The sequence below is a fragment of the Flavobacterium sp. genome (assembly GCF_044341265.1).
Lineage (GTDB): Bacteria > Bacteroidota > Bacteroidia > Flavobacteriales > Flavobacteriaceae > Flavobacterium.
The window spans coordinates 20,109-36,053 of record NZ_JBIISA010000016.1 but is presented as its reverse complement, the minus strand read 5'-3'; the positions used below and the strand labels follow the sequence as shown (position 1 = coordinate 36,053).

Here is a 15,945-nt window from a genome sequence, read left to right as displayed (position 1 = left end):
CGAATTAATAATTTCTATCAATTATATAGCAAGTTCGGTGAATGGTTAAAAAGTATAGCTAACCCAAAACTAATTTGTCAATTTTTTCAAAACTTTTAGTGCTTTTGTAATATGAATTTCAGATGACATACTATTAAAAACCATTATCACCACACCTTGTTTATCAATTACAAAGGTTTCACGACCTGGAATTATAAACAAACTGTTTTGAACACCAAAAAGTTTACGCAGTTTTTTATCATTATCTGAAAGTAAAATAAATGGAAGATTGAATTTGCTTTTAAACTTTAAATGAGAAGTCACAGTATCAGAACTAATTCCGATTACTTCGGCTCCTAAATCTTTAAATTCTTGATAATTATCTCTAAAACTGCAAGCTTGCGCTGTGCAACCAGGTGTATCATCTTTTGGATAAAAGTAAATTACAAGTGGTTGTTTTCCAATATAGTCTTGCGAATTAAAAATGTTTCCATTAGTATCTTTTGCTGAAAAACTGGGAAGCTTATCTCCTATTTTTAAAGACATATTAGTTTCCTTTATAGGTTACAAAATTTCTTGGTGTCTCATAAAGAACCACTTCTAATTCTTTATTAGTATCAATGTATTTCCTTAATTTATTCCAAATTACAACCGCAATATTTTCGGCAGTTGGATTTAAATCGGCAAAATCTGGAACATCAAGATTCAAATTTTTATGATCAAAAGCATTTTCGATATGTTCTTTAATCAAATCTGACAATATTTTTACATCAATTACGAAACCAGTTTCTTGGTCAATTTCACCTGTAACAGAAACGATTAACTCATAATTGTGTCCATGAAAATTGGGATTATTGCATTTTCCAAAAACCAAATCGTTTTGCTCCATTGACCAATCTTTTCGATACAATCGATGTGCTGCGTTGAAATGTGCTTTTCTTGAAACGGTAACTTTCATTTAGTTATGGGTTTATAATTTATGTTCTTCTAGATAATGGTAAAACTCATCAAATATTATTTTGAACCAAACTGTATAAATATCAGGATTTTGAATCATATCTTCTTTGATATCTTCAATGGTCATCCATTTCCAGCTTTCTACTTCTTCACAATTGATGTTTGGTTCTTCATTAGAATAGCCAATCATTACATGATCTAGTTCGTGTTCGGTTAAACCGTTATCAAATGGTGCTTTGTAGATGAAATGAAACAATTCCTTCAATTCAGTTTTGAAACCCATTTCTTCGAATAAACGACGTTTTCCAGCTTCTATGTTAGTTTCGCCAGCACGTTGATGACTGCAACAAGTGTTTGTCCAAAGTAAAGGTGAATGATACTTGTGATGTGCACGTTGTTGCAACATGACTTCATTTTTATCATTTAAAACAAATACCGAAAACGCACGATGCAAAACTGCTTTTTCGTGAGCTTCAAGTTTGTTCATTAAACCAATAGGTTCGTCTTTTTCGTTGACTAAAATTACTTGTTCTTCTTTCATAGATTTTTTATGATGGTCAAAAATACGAAAAAATAAATCCTAACAGAATTTAGTAGCGTCAACAACCGTTAAACTTTCCTTAAATCATCTCAATTTGTAAACTGTAAGACATTTTGCAACGTACTTCTATTGTAAATTTGTACATCAATTAATTTAATTGTTATGAGAAAAATAATCACTATTTTGTTTTTGATTCCTTTGCTTACGCTAACGGCTTGTGGACAATCAAACAAAAAAACTTCAAAAAAAGATACTTCAGCTATGGAAAATGTAATTAGTAAACCCGAAAATCCTTACTATTCAAATACGGATACTATGAAACTAAATGTTTCAAATGCCGAATGGAAAAAAGTTTTATCACCTGATTTGTATGCTGTAGCGAGAGAAGCAGATACCGAAAGAGCTTTTACAGGAACCATGTGGAATGATGAAACCAAAGGAACTTACTATTGTGCGACTTGTGGCTACAAATTATTTAAATCCAATCAAAAATTCACGAGCAGTTGTGGTTGGCCAAGTTTCTTCGAACAAGACAATAAAGAAAGTATCACTTTTAAAGATGACAATTCTTATGGAATGAGAAGAATTGAAGCCAATTGCGGACGATGTGATTCGCACTTAGGACATTTATTTGATGATGGTCCGGAGCCAACAGGTAAAAGATATTGTATGAATGCCATTTCGTTAGATTTTGTTCCAGATGCAGTTGCTTCAAATACTGGAAACTTAGAAACTATTGTTCTTGGTGGTGGTTGTTTTTGGTGTGTAGAAGCCGTTTATCAAAACCTTGAAGGTGTAAAAAGCGTTTACTCTGGTTATGCTGGTGGCATGGTAGAAGATCCAAGTTATGAGCAAGTTTGTACTGGTAGAACTGGCGCTGCAGAAGTTGTGGAAATCACATACGACAAAACTAAAACTAATTTAGATGAAATCTTTCAAGTATTTTTTACTGTTCACGACCCGACAACACTAAATCGTCAAGGTGCTGATTCAGGAACACAATACCGTTCTGTGATTTTTTATAAAAACGAAAACGAGAAAAAAGCAGCTCAAAATTTGATTACTGAATTGAATGAAAAAGTATTTGCAAATAAAATTGTAACGACTTTAGAACCTCTAAAAAAATTCTATAAAGCAGAAGAATATCACCAAGGTTATTATGAAAACAACAAAGACAAACCTTATTGCCAAATGGTAATTCAACCCAAAATTGAAAAATTTGAAAAGGTTTTTAAAGATAGATTGAAAAAGAACTAATTGTTAATTAAAGAACCGCTTATGAAAATGAGCGGTTTTTTTTTATTTATGATTGACTGAATTGAAAGTAAAATTTGAACTTATTGATCTTTTCTGAACTTCATCCATTGCACTTAAATTTACAAAAAAGATATCATCTTCTTCTGTGTTGATAGTTACATTAAATTCGATTATTTTACAATTATCACATTTCTTGTCAAACAATTCTTGAAACGAAATAATCGCACCCAATTTATTGTAAAAAGTAAAGGTTTCATTGGCGCTATCTTCGTCATAATCATATAAAATGTGAGCAAATTTAACTCCATCATTATAAAAGAATGTTTTCTCTTTAACGCCTTCATCATACCTAATTGACTTGAACAATTTTCCGTTGTTGTAGTAATAATTCCAAATTCCTATTTCTTGTCCTGAATTGTAGCGTCCTTCAACTTTTGGTTTTCCGTTTTCATAATTTTGAAGATATTTTCCTTGTTTTTGGCTTTCTAAATATTCTATTAGTTCTTTTACAATACCATTCTCAAAAATGACAATATCTTTTCCTATTTGATAACCATTACTATCTTTTTCTTTAGACTTGTAAAGTTTTCCGTTTTCATAATATTCTTGTTCTAAACCAATTTTTAGTCCGTTGCGATAAGTGCATTTGAACTTTACAGAATTAGTTTCGTCGTTAAAATATTCAATAAATTCACCGTGCAATTTATCTTCATTATAATTGGCAATTTGACTCAATTTACCATTTTCATAGAACGTTTTCCATTGTCCAGTTTTGTGAGTTCTTTCATAAAAATCATCTGGTCTATTACTACTTCTATTAATCTTTGCGATGTAATAATTTTCAAATTTTTCAATTTGACCTGAATTGAAATAGTAGGTATGAATACTATCTTTAAAATTGCCTCTATCACTAGTTTTTACGTAATTCCCAATAAATTTAATAGCACCATCTTCATAATAGGATTTCCACTTTCCTATTTTTTCGCTTTTAAAATAAGTTCCTTTTTCTGCCAAAGTACCATTCAAATAAAAAGACTCAAAATCGCCATCACGATGGCCATTTTTATGTTTCGCTTTTTCAATTATGTCACCATTATATACTATGGAATTAACCATTTTATGATTTTCGTAATTTGAATCACTTTTTAAGTTTTCATAATCATCAAAATCTTTGATATTCTTATAAGTATTATCTTCGTTATATTCAGTAATTTTCTTGCGTTTTCCTTGCTCTGTAAATGTTTCTTCTTTAACTATTTTATGGTTTTTTACATAATTTCTAGACTTTATAGTGTCATTTGGATATATGGAATAATTAACGCCATTTCCATTTTTATCAACATCAGAAAAAAAGTTTTTCTTCCCATTTTCGTAGTAAGACTCTGTTGTTTTTACATTTCCTTTTTTATCTAAAACTACTCTTCTTCTAATTTGACCTGAATCGTAATAATAAACACTCTCTCCTACAAGTTTACCGTTATCCCATTCTTCCTTCACAGTTAATACCCCATCCTTGTTGTAACCGACAACTTTTCCATCTTTAACTCCATTTTTATTACGAGAAGAAGATTCTAATTTTCCGTCTATATAATAAGTCTTACTAATTCCGTGACAAACATCATTAATACATTCTAATTCCGACCTAAGCTGACCATTTTTGTAAAACTCTTTTTGAACACCTTGTCGTTTTCCGAAAATATAATTGGCATAAGACCTAACGTTACCATTTTCGTAGTAGGTAATGTATTCACCATTTTTCTTTCCGTCGACATATGTACCAACTTCTTTGGGTTTGCCATTACTATACAATTGATTTACATGTTCAACTTGAGCAAAACCAATTTGAAAAGAAAAAACTATTAAAATTAAAATGATGAAATTCTTCATAACCTATTTTTTAGAGCATCTTTAAAGTTTCAGCTATTTTTAAAGCACATTTTTCGCCATCGATGGCAGCAGAAATAATTCCGCCGGCATAACCTGCTCCTTCACCACACGGATACAAACCTTTTATTTGAACATGTTCTAAAGTCTCGTTATCTCTCGGAATTCTGACTGGAGATGATGTTCTGCTTTCTGGTGCGTGAAGAATTGCATCGTTTGTCAAATATCCTCGCATTGTTTTTCCAAATTCATTAAATCCTTCCCTCATAATTTGAGATAGAAATCCCGGTAAAACTTGTCCCATTTCTACTGAAGTCGTTCCTGGAACATAAGAAGTTTTTGGAATAGTTGTAGAAACTTTATTTTGAGTAAAATCAACCATTCGTTGTGCAGGAACTTTTTGAGTTTGACCTGCCAAATGCCATGCTTTTTGTTCTATAGCTTTTTGAAATTCCATTCCGGCAAGTGCTCCGAATTTAGCAAAGGGTTTAAAATCTTCTAATTTCAATTCGACAACTATTCCTGAATTTGCAGTAGCTTGATCACGTTTTGAAGGCGACCAACCATTAGTTACCACTTCACCTGGACTTGTTGCGCAAGGAGCAATTACGCCACCAGGACACATGCAAAACGAGTACATTCCTCGACCGTTTACTTGTTTTACAATAGAATAAGGTGATGGCGGTAAAAATTCACCACGGAAATCACACGAATATTGGATTTTATCAATCAATTCCTGTGGATGTTCTGCTCTAACTCCTAATGCAAATGGTTTAGCTTCAATGAAAATTTTCTTTTTATCCAATAATTCAAAAATATCTCTAGCTGAATGTCCTGTTGCAAGAATTACTTTATTTGCCGAAATAGTATCGCCATTTTGGGTTACAATTCCTTGAATTTCATTATTTTTTATAATGAAATCCGTTACGCGAGTTTCAAACAAAACTTTTCCGCCACATTCTATTATTTTCTCACGTATATCTTGAATAATTTGAGGTAGTTTATTGGTTCCGATGTGTGGATGAGCTTCTACTAGAATATCATCTGAAGCTCCAAAACCTACTAATAATCTCAAAATTCTGTCAACATCGCCACGTTTTTTGGAACGAGTATATAATTTTCCGTCTGAATAAGTTCCTGCGCCACCTTCACCAAAACAGTAATTGGAATCCTCATTAACAATATGGTCAACGTTTATGGCTTTCAAATCTCTTCTTCTGCCACGAACGTCTTTTCCTCTTTCAATTACAATAGGTTTTAAACCAAGTTCTACAAGTTGTAAAGCTGCGAAAAGTCCAGCTGGACCAGCGCCAACAATTATTACTTCTTGTGAATTAGATACATTTTTATATTCTGGAAGTTCAATTTTTTGTTCAATAAAATCTTCACCTTTAAAATAAACAGTTGCTTTTACATTGAATTTGATAGCTTTTTGACGAGCATCAATTGAACGTTTTAAAACCACAACCTTTTGAATTTCCTTCACAGAAGTATTCAATAATCTTGCAACATGTTCATTAATTAATGATTCGTTGTGAGCTACTTCTGGTGAGACTTGAGTTTGAATTTCGCGAGGCATAAAGGTAATTTTTGACAAAAGTAATCAAATGAATTATTTTTTTTCTTCAAATGCTCTTAAAGCAAAGGAAGCCAACCAATGTTCTCCTTCATAATTTCCATCTACAATTGAAGGTAAAGAAAAGTTTAAATGAATATCGGCAACTTTTTTTAGATGCGAAAACTCTTTAGGATATTGATTGATAAGGTAATAAAGATTCCATGCTCTACTAAAATTTAATCCGTCTAGATGTACCAAATGCCCATCGGTTCTATCAGAAACTTTAGCAGTTTCAATAGTAAACTTTTTACTAAATAATTGTGGAGCAAACTTTTTTAACCAAACAATGAACTCATTTTTTGATAAAACACGTTGCATAAGTGCCATTTCTTCAAAACAAGGTGAAAGAAAATCGGTACCGCTTGGCTCCCAACTAAATGGGCAATCCTTATCTGATAAATACAATCGCTTTGCATTGGATTTTATTACATTTTGAAACTCAATATTATTAGAAAAAACAGCATAATCCCATGCATAAGTCAAGCCAAATGCTGAATTAGAATGTGTTCCAACACGAATTGGATATAATAGTTTTGGTAAAAACTCTATATATCTTTCTATAATTAAATTAGATAATGGCTTTAGGTTTTGAGCTAGTTCTTTTGCAAATGGATCATCAAAAGTTTCTAATTCAAGTTGTAATTTCAATAACCAATTCCAACCATAAGTTCGTTCAAATGATTTTTCATGCTTTTTATTTAAGTAATCTATTTCAGATTGAATATTTTGCTTTGAAAGATTTATTTTTAATTTTTTAATAATCTCTTCTCTTTTTTCAAGATTTGGAAACTTCTTAAGTAAATAAACTAAACTCCAATGACCATGAACAGAAGAATGCCAATCAAAACATCCATAAAAAGTTGGATGAAGCTCTTTTGGAGATTTAATCTCTGTACTATCAATGAGCATTTGACCTAACTTATTAGGATATTCTTGTTGAAGACATTTTATAGGTAAAGAAGCTAGATGGTTTGCATCACTCAAAGTAAGGTTTTGAGCTGAACATGTAATTGAGAAAATAAAAAACACATATCTGAAACATTTCATAATCTTGAATTTCTTCAAATTTAATAAAAAGTTATCTTTGACGTTCAATTTTATTAAAGATGTCAAGAAAAATAAAACTTATATGGGATTTTCGTGGTGAAGTTGCTGCAAAAACAGCTGAACATCATGAAATTCATTTGAAAGAATATATTGCAATAGAACAGGTACCAATTAACATCACTGGATTTGAAGTTTTAAATGAAATGTATGCCATAGCATTTATGGTAGTTACAGACGAAAATATGATTCAAGTTCGTGATGCATTGAAACCGCATCGAGGAGAGATTTACAGTTAGCAGTAATCAGTGCTCAGTAATCAGTTCTGTCAACTGAACACTGAACACTGCATCCTAGTTAGCTACTTCGCTAATAAATTTAATTCGCATTAATCGTAATTCTTCGATATCATAATCGCCGTCGAATTCTTTTAGAGCATCTTCAATTTTATCAGTTTCTGAATCCATGAAATAATCGTGAATCTCTTCTTGTTGATCTTCATCTAGTATTTCATCAATCCAATATTTGATATTCAATTTTGTTCCTGAATAAACAATTTGCTCCATTTCTTTTAGCAAATCATCCATTTTCATCCCTTTTGCAGAAGCAATATCTTCTAAAGAAAGTTTTCTGTCGATATTTTGAATGATATATAATTTGTTTGCAGAATTAGCTCCAGTAGATTTTACAACCAAATCATCTGGACGAATAATGTCGTTATCTTCTACATATCTGCTAATTAATTCTACGAATTCTTTTCCATACTTCTTCGCTTTACCTTCACCTACTCCATGAATATTTATCAATTCATCCATAGTAATTGGGTATTTCAAAGCCATATCTTCTAAAGATGGATCTTGAAAAACAACGAAAGGTGGAACACCCAATTTTTTTGCTACTTTTTTACGTAAATCACGTAACATCGCCATCAAAGCTTCATCAGCAGTTCCTGAAGATTTAGCTGCTGTTACAATGGCATCATCTTCTGCTTCATTATATTCATGATCTTCTGACATCATGAAGGAAGTTGGATTCTTAATATAGTCGTGACCTTTATCTGAAACTTTTAAAATTCCATAAGTTTCAATATCTTTTGTAAGCATTCCGTCTACTAAAACTTGACGAATTAAAGCCATCCAATAGCGTTCTTCTTGGTCTTTTCCGCAACCAAAAAAGGATTGAGTATCGGTTCTATGAGCTTTTATGGTTGCATTTACTCTTCCAATTAAGGTAAAAACAACTTCTTTAGATTTATATAAATATTTGGTATCGCGAACAACTTCTAATAATTTTTTGACATTGTCTTTAGATTCAACTTTAGCTTTTGGATTACGAACATTGTCGTCCATGTCGGCACCTTCACCTGTTTCGCTATCGAACTCTTCACCAAAATAATGTAATAAAAACTTACGTCTTGACATAGAAGTTTCTGCATAGGCAACTACTTCTTGTAAAAGAGCATAGCCAATTTCTTGTTCAGCAACTGGTTTACCTGACATGAATTTTTCTAACTTTTCTACATCTTTATAAGAGTAATACGCTAAACAATGTCCTTCTCCTCCATCACGACCTGCGCGACCTGTTTCTTGATAATAACTTTCTAAAGATTTTGGAATATCATGATGAATTACAAAACGAACGTCTGGTTTGTCAATTCCCATTCCGAAGGCGATTGTTGCAACAACAACTTCAACATCCTCCATAAGGAACATGTCTTGATGTTTTGCTCTAGTTTTTGCATCCAAACCTGCATGATAAGGAACAGCACTGATTCCGTTTACTTGTAAAACTTCAGCGATTGCTTCAACTTTCTTTCGGCTTAAGCAATATATAATTCCTGATTTACCTTTGTTTTGTTTTATAAATCGGATTATATCAGCTTCAATATTCTTGGTTTTTGTTCGTACTTCATAAAATAAATTCGGACGATTGAACGATGCTTTGTAAGTAGTAGCATCAGACATATCTAAATTCTTAAGTATATCTTCTTGAACTTTTGGAGTTGCTGTAGCTGTTAATCCAATAACAGGAACATTCCCAAGTTGTTTAATAATAGTTCGTAAATTTCTGTATTCAGGTCTAAAGTCATGTCCCCATTCTGAAATACAATGTGCTTCATCAATAGCAACAAAAGATATTGGAACAGATTGTAAAAACTCTACATATTCCTCTTTTGTTAATGACTCTGGTGCTACATATAATAGTTTGGTTATACCAGAAGTAATATCCTTTTTAACCTGATTGATTTCGGTTTTGGTCAATGACGAATTTAATACATGCGCGATGCCATCATTAGTTGAAACACTTCTTATAGCATCAACTTGATTCTTCATTAAAGCAATCAAAGGAGAAACTACAATTGCAGTTCCTTCTTGAACAAGCGAAGGCAGTTGATAGCACAATGACTTTCCGCCACCTGTTGGCATAATTACAAATGTATTTTCTTTTGCCAAAATACTTTTGATAACCTTTTCTTGTAAACCTTTGAAATGGTTAAAACCAAAATATTTTTTTAATTCTTTGTGTATGTCAATTTCGTTTGAATTCATTCTTACTTAATAGTATTTTTACATAAATTTGCAACCATAAATATACAACTTTCTTTTATTCATACAAATTTTATAACAAATCTATTTTGATAACTAAAGAAAACATCATTGAATCGGCCAAAAAAACACTCTTATCAGAGAGCCAGTCAATTGCAAAACTTACTGATTTCATTGACAATAGCTTTGTAGAAGCTGTTGAAATTACATACAATACCAAAGGACGTTTAATTGTTACTGGAATTGGAAAAAGTGCCATTATTGCACAAAAAATTGTTGCCACAATGAACTCAACAGGAACACCTTCTATGTTTTTACATGCATCTGAAGCTATTCATGGTGATTTAGGAATGGTTCAAGATGGAGATGTTGTTATTTGTATCTCAAAAAGTGGTAATAGTCCAGAAATAAAAGTTCTGGTACCGTTATTAAAAAGATTTGGTAATAAACTAATTGGAATTACTGGTAATATAACTTCATTTTTAGGAAAAGAATCTGATATTACCTTAAATACTTATGTAGAAAGTGAAGCTTGTCCAAATAATTTGGCTCCAACTAATAGCACAACAGCACAGTTAGTTATGGGTGATGCTATGGCAGTTGCTTTAATGGAAATGAGAAATTTTAAAGCTGAAGATTTTGCAAAATATCATCCAGGAGGTGCTTTAGGAAAAAAATTATTATTGAGAGTTCAAGATATGTTGGATACTAGCAGAAAACCATTTGTAAGTCCAGACTCAAGTATCAAAAATGTAATTGTTGAAATTTCTGAGAAAAGACTAGGTGTTGCTGCTGTTATTGAAAATGATAAAGTAGTTGGTATTATAACGGATGGCGACATCAGAAGAATGCTAAATAAAACAGAAACCATTACAGGATTAACTGCAAAAGATATTATGACGGTAAATCCAAAAACAATAAAAACATCTGATATGGTAGTTGATGCACTAAACATATTGGAAGATTTTTCAATTACACAATTAGTTGTAGTTGATAATGATCAATATAAAGGAGTGATTCATTTACACGATATTTTAAAAGAAGGAATTGTATAATGGCTAAAAAAGAAATGAAGGAAATGTCCTTTATGGAACATCTTGAAGAATTAAGATGGTTGTTGGTAAGAAGTACAATTGCTGTTCTAATTGGAGCAACAGCAACTTTTTTCATAAGTGATTTTATATTTGACAATATTATTTTCGGACCAACAAATCCAAATTTTATAACTTATCGTTTGTTTTGTGAGTTATCCAACTACGTTGGATTTCAGGAAAGTATTTGTGTTACTGAATTACCGTTTGTGATTCAAAATACAGATATGGAAGGTCAAGTCACTATATTAATTTGGACTTGTATAACGGCTGGATTTATTTTTGCTTTTCCCTACATATTATGGTTGTTATGGAGTTTTATTAGTCCGGCACTTTATGAAAAAGAACGAAAAAATGCTAAATATTTTATTTTTATTGCCTCTATTTTATTCTTTCTTGGCGTTTTATTCGGTTACTATGTAATCGTTCCAATGTCGGTTAACTTTTTTGCCACATTTACTGTAAGTAGTGTTATTAAAAACGAATTCAATGTTGACTCTTATATAGGTATGATAAAAACATCTGTAATTGCATGTGGTTTGTTTTTCGAATTACCAATTATTATTTATTTCCTAACAAAATTAGGTTTAGTTACTCCACAGTTTCTTAGAAAATACCGAAAATATGGCATCGTAATTATTCTTTTTGTAGCAGCAATAGTTACGCCACCAGATGTGGTAAGCCAAATTATAGTATCAATTCCAATGTTATTAATTTATGAAGTCAGTATATTTATATCGGCATTCGTAGTAAAAAGACGTTTAAAAGCAGATGAGCAATCAAGTTAAAGAATTTAATGAATATCGTTCTAAAATGAACGAAAAGTTATTGGCTGACAATAATAAAATTGTAAAACGTATTTTCAATTTAGATACTAATGCCTACGCAGAAGGTGCATTAGATGTAAAAACTAAAGAACTTTTGGGTTTAGTAGCTTCAACAGTTCTTAGATGTGATGATTGTATAAAATACCATTTAGAAACCTCACACAAAGAAGGTATTACAAAAGAAGAAATGATGGAGGCTATGGGAATTGCGACTTTAGTTGGTGGAACTATAGTTATTCCTCATTTAAGAAGAGCGTACGAATTTTGGGAATCATTAGAGGAAGAAACTAAATAATTGTTAAATCATCAATTAGGTTATATGTTTATTCGTTAATTTGTCTAAAAATCTAACTTTCTAAAAATCTAATAATCTAGATATGAAATTAAGAGCCGAAAATTTAATCAAAACCTACAAAGGTAGAAGCGTTGTAAAAGGAATTTCTGTTGAAGTAAATCAAGGAGAAATCGTTGGGCTTTTGGGACCAAATGGTGCTGGAAAAACTACTTCTTTCTATATGATTGTTGGATTGGTAAAACCAAATTCTGGAAATATTTATCTTGATGACATGAATATTACTGAGTTTCCTATGTACAAACGTGCTCAAAATGGTATTGGTTATTTGGCTCAAGAAGCATCTGTTTTTAGAAAATTAAGTATTGAAGATAATATCTTGAGTGTATTGCAATTGACAAATCACACAAAAGAAGAGCAAATTGCAAAAATGGAAAGCTTAATTCATGAATTCAGTTTGGAACACATTAGAACCAATCGTGGTGATTTACTTTCTGGTGGTGAACGTCGTAGAACTGAGATTGCTCGTGCATTAGCAACCGATCCAAAATTTATCTTACTTGACGAACCTTTTGCAGGAGTTGACCCTGTTGCAGTTGAAGATATTCAGAGAATTGTGGCTCAGTTAAAAAATAAAAACATCGGAATTTTGATTACTGACCACAACGTTCAAGAAACTTTGGCTATTACTGATAAAACCTACTTAATGTTTGAAGGAGGAATTCTAAAAGCTGGAAAACCTGAAGAATTAGTTGAAGATGAGATGGTTAGAAGAGTTTATTTAGGTCAGAATTTTGAATTACGTAAAACCAAAATTGACTTTAATGCTCCAAAAGTAGATTTAGACGTTTAAAAAAATGGAAAATCCATCGAAAGAAACTTTAGATAATTGGCATAAAGACCCTAATAATTGGAAATGGGGTTTGTTTTATTATAACAAAGAAGACAACAGATTATTAGTTGATAAACGAAACCCGAATCTTGGTGCAACTATAAATTTTGCACATCCAAAATCCTACTTATTTTTGATAGGCATGGCGTGCTTTTTCGGATTTATAATTTATATGATTTCATTAAACGGAAATTAATTAATCGTCAAATATTCTAACATTTTAGGTGTACCGTTATAAATATTCAAATCAACTTTTTCATTGATTCCTTTTATTGTTGCTTTTTCTGTGAATTGCCAAAAAAGCCAATCTTCTTTTATATTTTCTACAAAGAAATTATAATTGGCAACCCAAAAAGTATATCCTTTGAATTCCTCTTTTAGAAAATCTTCATAATATTTTTCGCCGGTATAGATAATAGGTTTCACCTTATAATGTGCGTCAATTTTTTTCAACCAACGTTTCAATCCTACTTTCAAACTATCAATAGATTGCTCTTTTGGCAATTGTTCTATATCTAATACTGGAGGCAAATCACCTTTTTGCAAAGTTACTGTCTTAATAAAATTTTCGGCTTGTTCGATTGAATTTTCGTTTGGACGATAATAATGGTAAGCTCCACGAATAAAATGATGTTCTTTGGCAGCTTTCCAATTGTCATCAAACTCCGAATCCTCTTTATTATTTCCGGCTGTTGCTCTAATAAGCACAAAATGTAATGGAAATTTATTTTCAACAGAATCTATTTGTTCCCAATCTATTTCGCCTTGATATTGAGAAACATCAAACCCGAAAGTCAATTCTTTATGAGCTTTAAAATTTGATAAATTCTAGCTTGAGCCACTTTATCTTCTTTTAAAACTTTATCTGTTTTGAAACTAAAATAATATAGAATAGCATTACGATAGTGATATATTCCTAAAGAAAAAAGAATAATCAAAAGCGATATAATAATAAACTTTAAAGAAAAAAAAGTTTGCTTTTTCTTGGTAGCTCTTTTTCGAATTGGTGTTTTTCTCGTGGTAGCTTTTGCCATAAAAGTCTTGATACTTACTACTAAAATCTTAATACTAAATAACTACTTTTTTGCCAACATATTATTTCCAACCGACAATAAAACATAAGTCATTATGATTAAGGGAATTGCAAGATATTGCAAAGTAGCAATCATTACTATTGAAAGAACTAAAAATCCAATTTGTAATTTATATTTTTGAAAACTAAAATTCTTTATTTTCAATGAAAACAACGGAATTTCCGCATTCATTACATAAGCACTTAACAATGTAATTGCCAAAAGAACCCATTTTATATTTAGAAGTTCACTTAAAGTAAGAAAATGACACTCTTCAATAACCAATGGTAAACTCATTATAAAAAGTGCATTTGCAGGAGTTGGCAAACCAATAAAAGAATCAGATTGTCTTGTATCGATATTGAAATTTGCCAATCGATAACAAGCGCCAAGTGTAATAATAAAACCTAAAAAAGAGACTTGAAAAAAAGACAAATCATTTGTAATTTGCATAAAACTTCCATCAAACGACAACATTTGATACATTACATAACCAGGAGCGACTCCACTTGTAACCATATCTGCTAAGGAATCTAACTGAACACCCAAAGGTCCTGCAACTCCAAACTTTCTGGCGAAGAAACCGTCAAAAAAATCAAAAAATATTCCCAAGCAAACAAAATAAAAAGCTAAGTCAAACCTCAATTTAGAGACAAAAACTATGGCGATACAACCACATAATAAATTTAATAAAGTAAGTATATTAGGAGTGTGTTTTTTGATGTTCATGCTTTTAATTTTTCTAAAGACAAATGTAATACAATAAGTTTATACATAAGTACGTTTGTAATTAGAGTTTTTATTTGAGATATTATTATGAATTGTATATGAAGTTAGCTCAATAAAAATTTCTATTTTTGAAAAAATATTTGCTTTGAAGAAAATTCTTTTTTTAACTTTCATTTTAGGCTGCACTTTAGCTCATAGTCAAGCTGTTAGAAAATATTCTAACGAGTTTATGAACATAGGTGTAGATGCTGCTGCATTGGGAATGTCTAATGCTGTTGTGGCGCATACTAATGATGTTAATTCTGGTTACTGGAATCCAGCCGGATTACTTGGATTGGAAGATGGTCAAGCGTCGTTAATGCATGCAAGTTATTTTGCAAATATTGCTCAATATGATTATGCAGCTTATGCCAAACCTATTGATGATGATAGTGCTTGGGGAATCTCCTTGATACGATTTGGAGTAGATGATATATTAAACACCACACAACTTATTGATGGTGATGGGAATATTGATTTTAATAGAATCAGTAAATTTTCTACTGCTGATTATGGCTTGACTTTATCTTATGCCAGAAGACTTAAAATACCAGGTTTTCAATATGGCGTTAATGCAAAAGTGATTCGACGTGTTATTGGAGATTTTGCAAATTCATGGGGTTTTGGTTTCGATTTTGGATTACAATTTGAAAGAGACGATTGGAAATTTGGTTTAATGTTGAGAGACATTACTACTACCTACAATGTATGGGCTATTAATGAGGAAGAATATGCTAAAATAAAAAATGCCATTCCGGGTGAAAATCAAGATTTACCTGAAAGTTCAGAAATTACACTACCAAAAGCACAACTTGGAATGTCGAAAACATTCGATTTTCATAATGAAACGTATTTAAAAGCTTCTGGAAATTTGAATATGCAATTTGCTAGAACCAATGATATATTATCAACTAACTTTGTAAGTATCGATCCTGCTTTAGGATTTGAATACAATTATACTGATTTAGTATTTCTAAGAGCTGGTGTTGGTAATTTTCAAAACATCACACAATTAGATGGTTCTAGAAAAGTAGGTTTTCAACCCAATATTGGACTTGGATTTAAATACAAAGGAATTCAAGTCGATTATGCTTTGACAGATTTAGGTGATCAAAGTGCCGCTTTATATTCAAATATTTTTTCTGTAAAAGTTGATTTTAGTGCTTTTAGATAACC

Annotated in this window: 17 protein-coding genes; 8 read left to right on the top strand and 9 right to left on the bottom strand. The window is 31.3% G+C overall.

All coding sequences use genetic code 11. The features are described 5' to 3' along the window. Nucleotides 1–69 precede the first annotated feature (69 nt). The 3 genes from ACIQ06_RS09295 to idi are packed head-to-tail and all read right to left on the bottom strand — an operon-like array spanning nt 70 to nt 1,477. The gene (locus ACIQ06_RS09295; protein ID WP_396145700.1) at nt 70–525 is read right to left on the bottom strand and encodes a peroxiredoxin; all 456 of its coding nucleotides are present in this window, start codon (nt 523–525) and stop codon (nt 70–72) included. A gap of 1 nt (nt 526) precedes the next feature. After that, nucleotides 527–937 (bottom strand): 6-carboxytetrahydropterin synthase, encoded by a 411-nt coding sequence (locus tag ACIQ06_RS09290; RefSeq protein WP_298304368.1) that lies wholly within the window; start codon nt 935–937, stop codon nt 527–529. A 12-nt stretch (nt 938–949) separates the two neighbouring features. Then, nucleotides 950–1,477, bottom strand: coding sequence for an isopentenyl-diphosphate Delta-isomerase (gene idi, locus ACIQ06_RS09285; protein WP_396145698.1), 528 nt, complete (start codon nt 1,475–1,477; stop codon nt 950–952). A 162-nt stretch (nt 1,478–1,639) separates the two neighbouring features. Here idi and ACIQ06_RS09280 point away from each other — a divergent pair, with 162 nt between their 5' ends. After that, nucleotides 1,640–2,734: a bifunctional methionine sulfoxide reductase B/A protein gene (locus ACIQ06_RS09280; RefSeq protein ID WP_396145696.1), complete on the top strand. Its 1,095-nt coding sequence runs from the start codon at nt 1,640–1,642 to the stop codon at nt 2,732–2,734. Nucleotides 2,735–2,776: 42 nt separating this feature from the next. On the opposite strand, the gene ACIQ06_RS09275 is transcribed toward ACIQ06_RS09280, so the two are convergent. Genes ACIQ06_RS09275 through ACIQ06_RS09265 form a run of 3 tightly spaced genes read right to left on the bottom strand, consistent with a single transcriptional unit; the run spans nt 2,777 to nt 7,283 of the window. After that, nucleotides 2,777–4,621 (bottom strand): hypothetical protein, encoded by a 1,845-nt coding sequence (locus ACIQ06_RS09275; protein ID WP_396145694.1) that lies wholly within the window; start codon nt 4,619–4,621, stop codon nt 2,777–2,779. A 10-nt stretch (nt 4,622–4,631) separates the two neighbouring features. Beyond that, the gene (locus tag ACIQ06_RS09270; RefSeq protein WP_396145692.1) at nt 4,632–6,197 is read right to left on the bottom strand and encodes an NAD(P)/FAD-dependent oxidoreductase; all 1,566 of its coding nucleotides are present in this window, start codon (nt 6,195–6,197) and stop codon (nt 4,632–4,634) included. A 33-nt stretch (nt 6,198–6,230) separates the two neighbouring features. Further along, nucleotides 6,231–7,283: a DUF2891 domain-containing protein gene (locus tag ACIQ06_RS09265; protein WP_396145690.1), complete on the bottom strand. Its 1,053-nt coding sequence runs from the start codon at nt 7,281–7,283 to the stop codon at nt 6,231–6,233. A 59-nt stretch (nt 7,284–7,342) separates the two neighbouring features. Between ACIQ06_RS09265 and ACIQ06_RS09260 the strand changes: the two genes are divergently transcribed. Further along, nucleotides 7,343–7,579: a hypothetical protein gene (locus tag ACIQ06_RS09260; RefSeq protein ID WP_396145688.1), complete on the top strand. Its 237-nt coding sequence runs from the start codon at nt 7,343–7,345 to the stop codon at nt 7,577–7,579. A gap of 54 nt (nt 7,580–7,633) precedes the next feature. On the opposite strand, the gene recQ is transcribed toward ACIQ06_RS09260, so the two are convergent. After that, nucleotides 7,634–9,829, bottom strand: coding sequence for a DNA helicase RecQ (recQ, locus tag ACIQ06_RS09255; protein WP_396145686.1), 2,196 nt, complete (start codon nt 9,827–9,829; stop codon nt 7,634–7,636). An 86-nt stretch (nt 9,830–9,915) separates the two neighbouring features. Between recQ and ACIQ06_RS09250 the strand changes: the two genes are divergently transcribed. From ACIQ06_RS09250 to ACIQ06_RS09230, 5 genes are all read left to right on the top strand, one after another. Next, a complete protein-coding gene (locus tag ACIQ06_RS09250; RefSeq protein ID WP_396145684.1) occupies nt 9,916–10,881 on the top strand; it encodes an SIS domain-containing protein in 966 nt (321 codons plus the stop codon). Next, nucleotides 10,881–11,705 (top strand): twin-arginine translocase subunit TatC, encoded by an 825-nt coding sequence (tatC, locus tag ACIQ06_RS09245; RefSeq protein ID WP_396145682.1) that lies wholly within the window; start codon nt 10,881–10,883, stop codon nt 11,703–11,705. Before ACIQ06_RS09250 ends, tatC begins: the two co-directional genes overlap by 1 nt. After that, a complete protein-coding gene (locus ACIQ06_RS09240; RefSeq protein ID WP_396145680.1) occupies nt 11,689–12,039 on the top strand; it encodes a carboxymuconolactone decarboxylase family protein in 351 nt (116 codons plus the stop codon). The genes tatC and ACIQ06_RS09240 overlap by 17 nt, the downstream gene beginning before the upstream one ends. Before the next feature lie 82 nt (nt 12,040–12,121). Further along, nucleotides 12,122–12,889 (top strand): LPS export ABC transporter ATP-binding protein, encoded by a 768-nt coding sequence (gene lptB, locus ACIQ06_RS09235; protein ID WP_298304389.1) that lies wholly within the window; start codon nt 12,122–12,124, stop codon nt 12,887–12,889. A 4-nt stretch (nt 12,890–12,893) separates the two neighbouring features. Then, nucleotides 12,894–13,124: a DUF5808 domain-containing protein gene (locus ACIQ06_RS09230; protein ID WP_396145678.1), complete on the top strand. Its 231-nt coding sequence runs from the start codon at nt 12,894–12,896 to the stop codon at nt 13,122–13,124. Here ACIQ06_RS09230 and ACIQ06_RS09225 read toward each other — a convergent pair. Together ACIQ06_RS09225 and ACIQ06_RS09220 are read right to left on the bottom strand one after the other, a co-directional pair. After that, nucleotides 13,121–13,726, bottom strand: a complete 606-nt coding sequence (locus ACIQ06_RS09225) for a GH25 family lysozyme (RefSeq protein WP_396145676.1) — start codon at nt 13,724–13,726, stop codon at nt 13,121–13,123. The genes ACIQ06_RS09230 and ACIQ06_RS09225 overlap by 4 nt on opposite strands. 278 nt (nt 13,727–14,004) lie before the next feature. After that, entirely contained in the window at nt 14,005–14,730 is a 726-nt protein-coding gene (locus ACIQ06_RS09220; RefSeq protein ID WP_396145674.1) for a CDP-alcohol phosphatidyltransferase family protein, read from the bottom strand. 229 nt (nt 14,731–14,959) lie between these two features. Between ACIQ06_RS09220 and ACIQ06_RS09215 the strand changes: the two genes are divergently transcribed. Then, a complete protein-coding gene (locus tag ACIQ06_RS09215; protein WP_396145755.1) occupies nt 14,960–15,943 on the top strand; it encodes a PorV/PorQ family protein in 984 nt (327 codons plus the stop codon). Nucleotides 15,944–15,945: the final 2 nt, after the last annotated feature.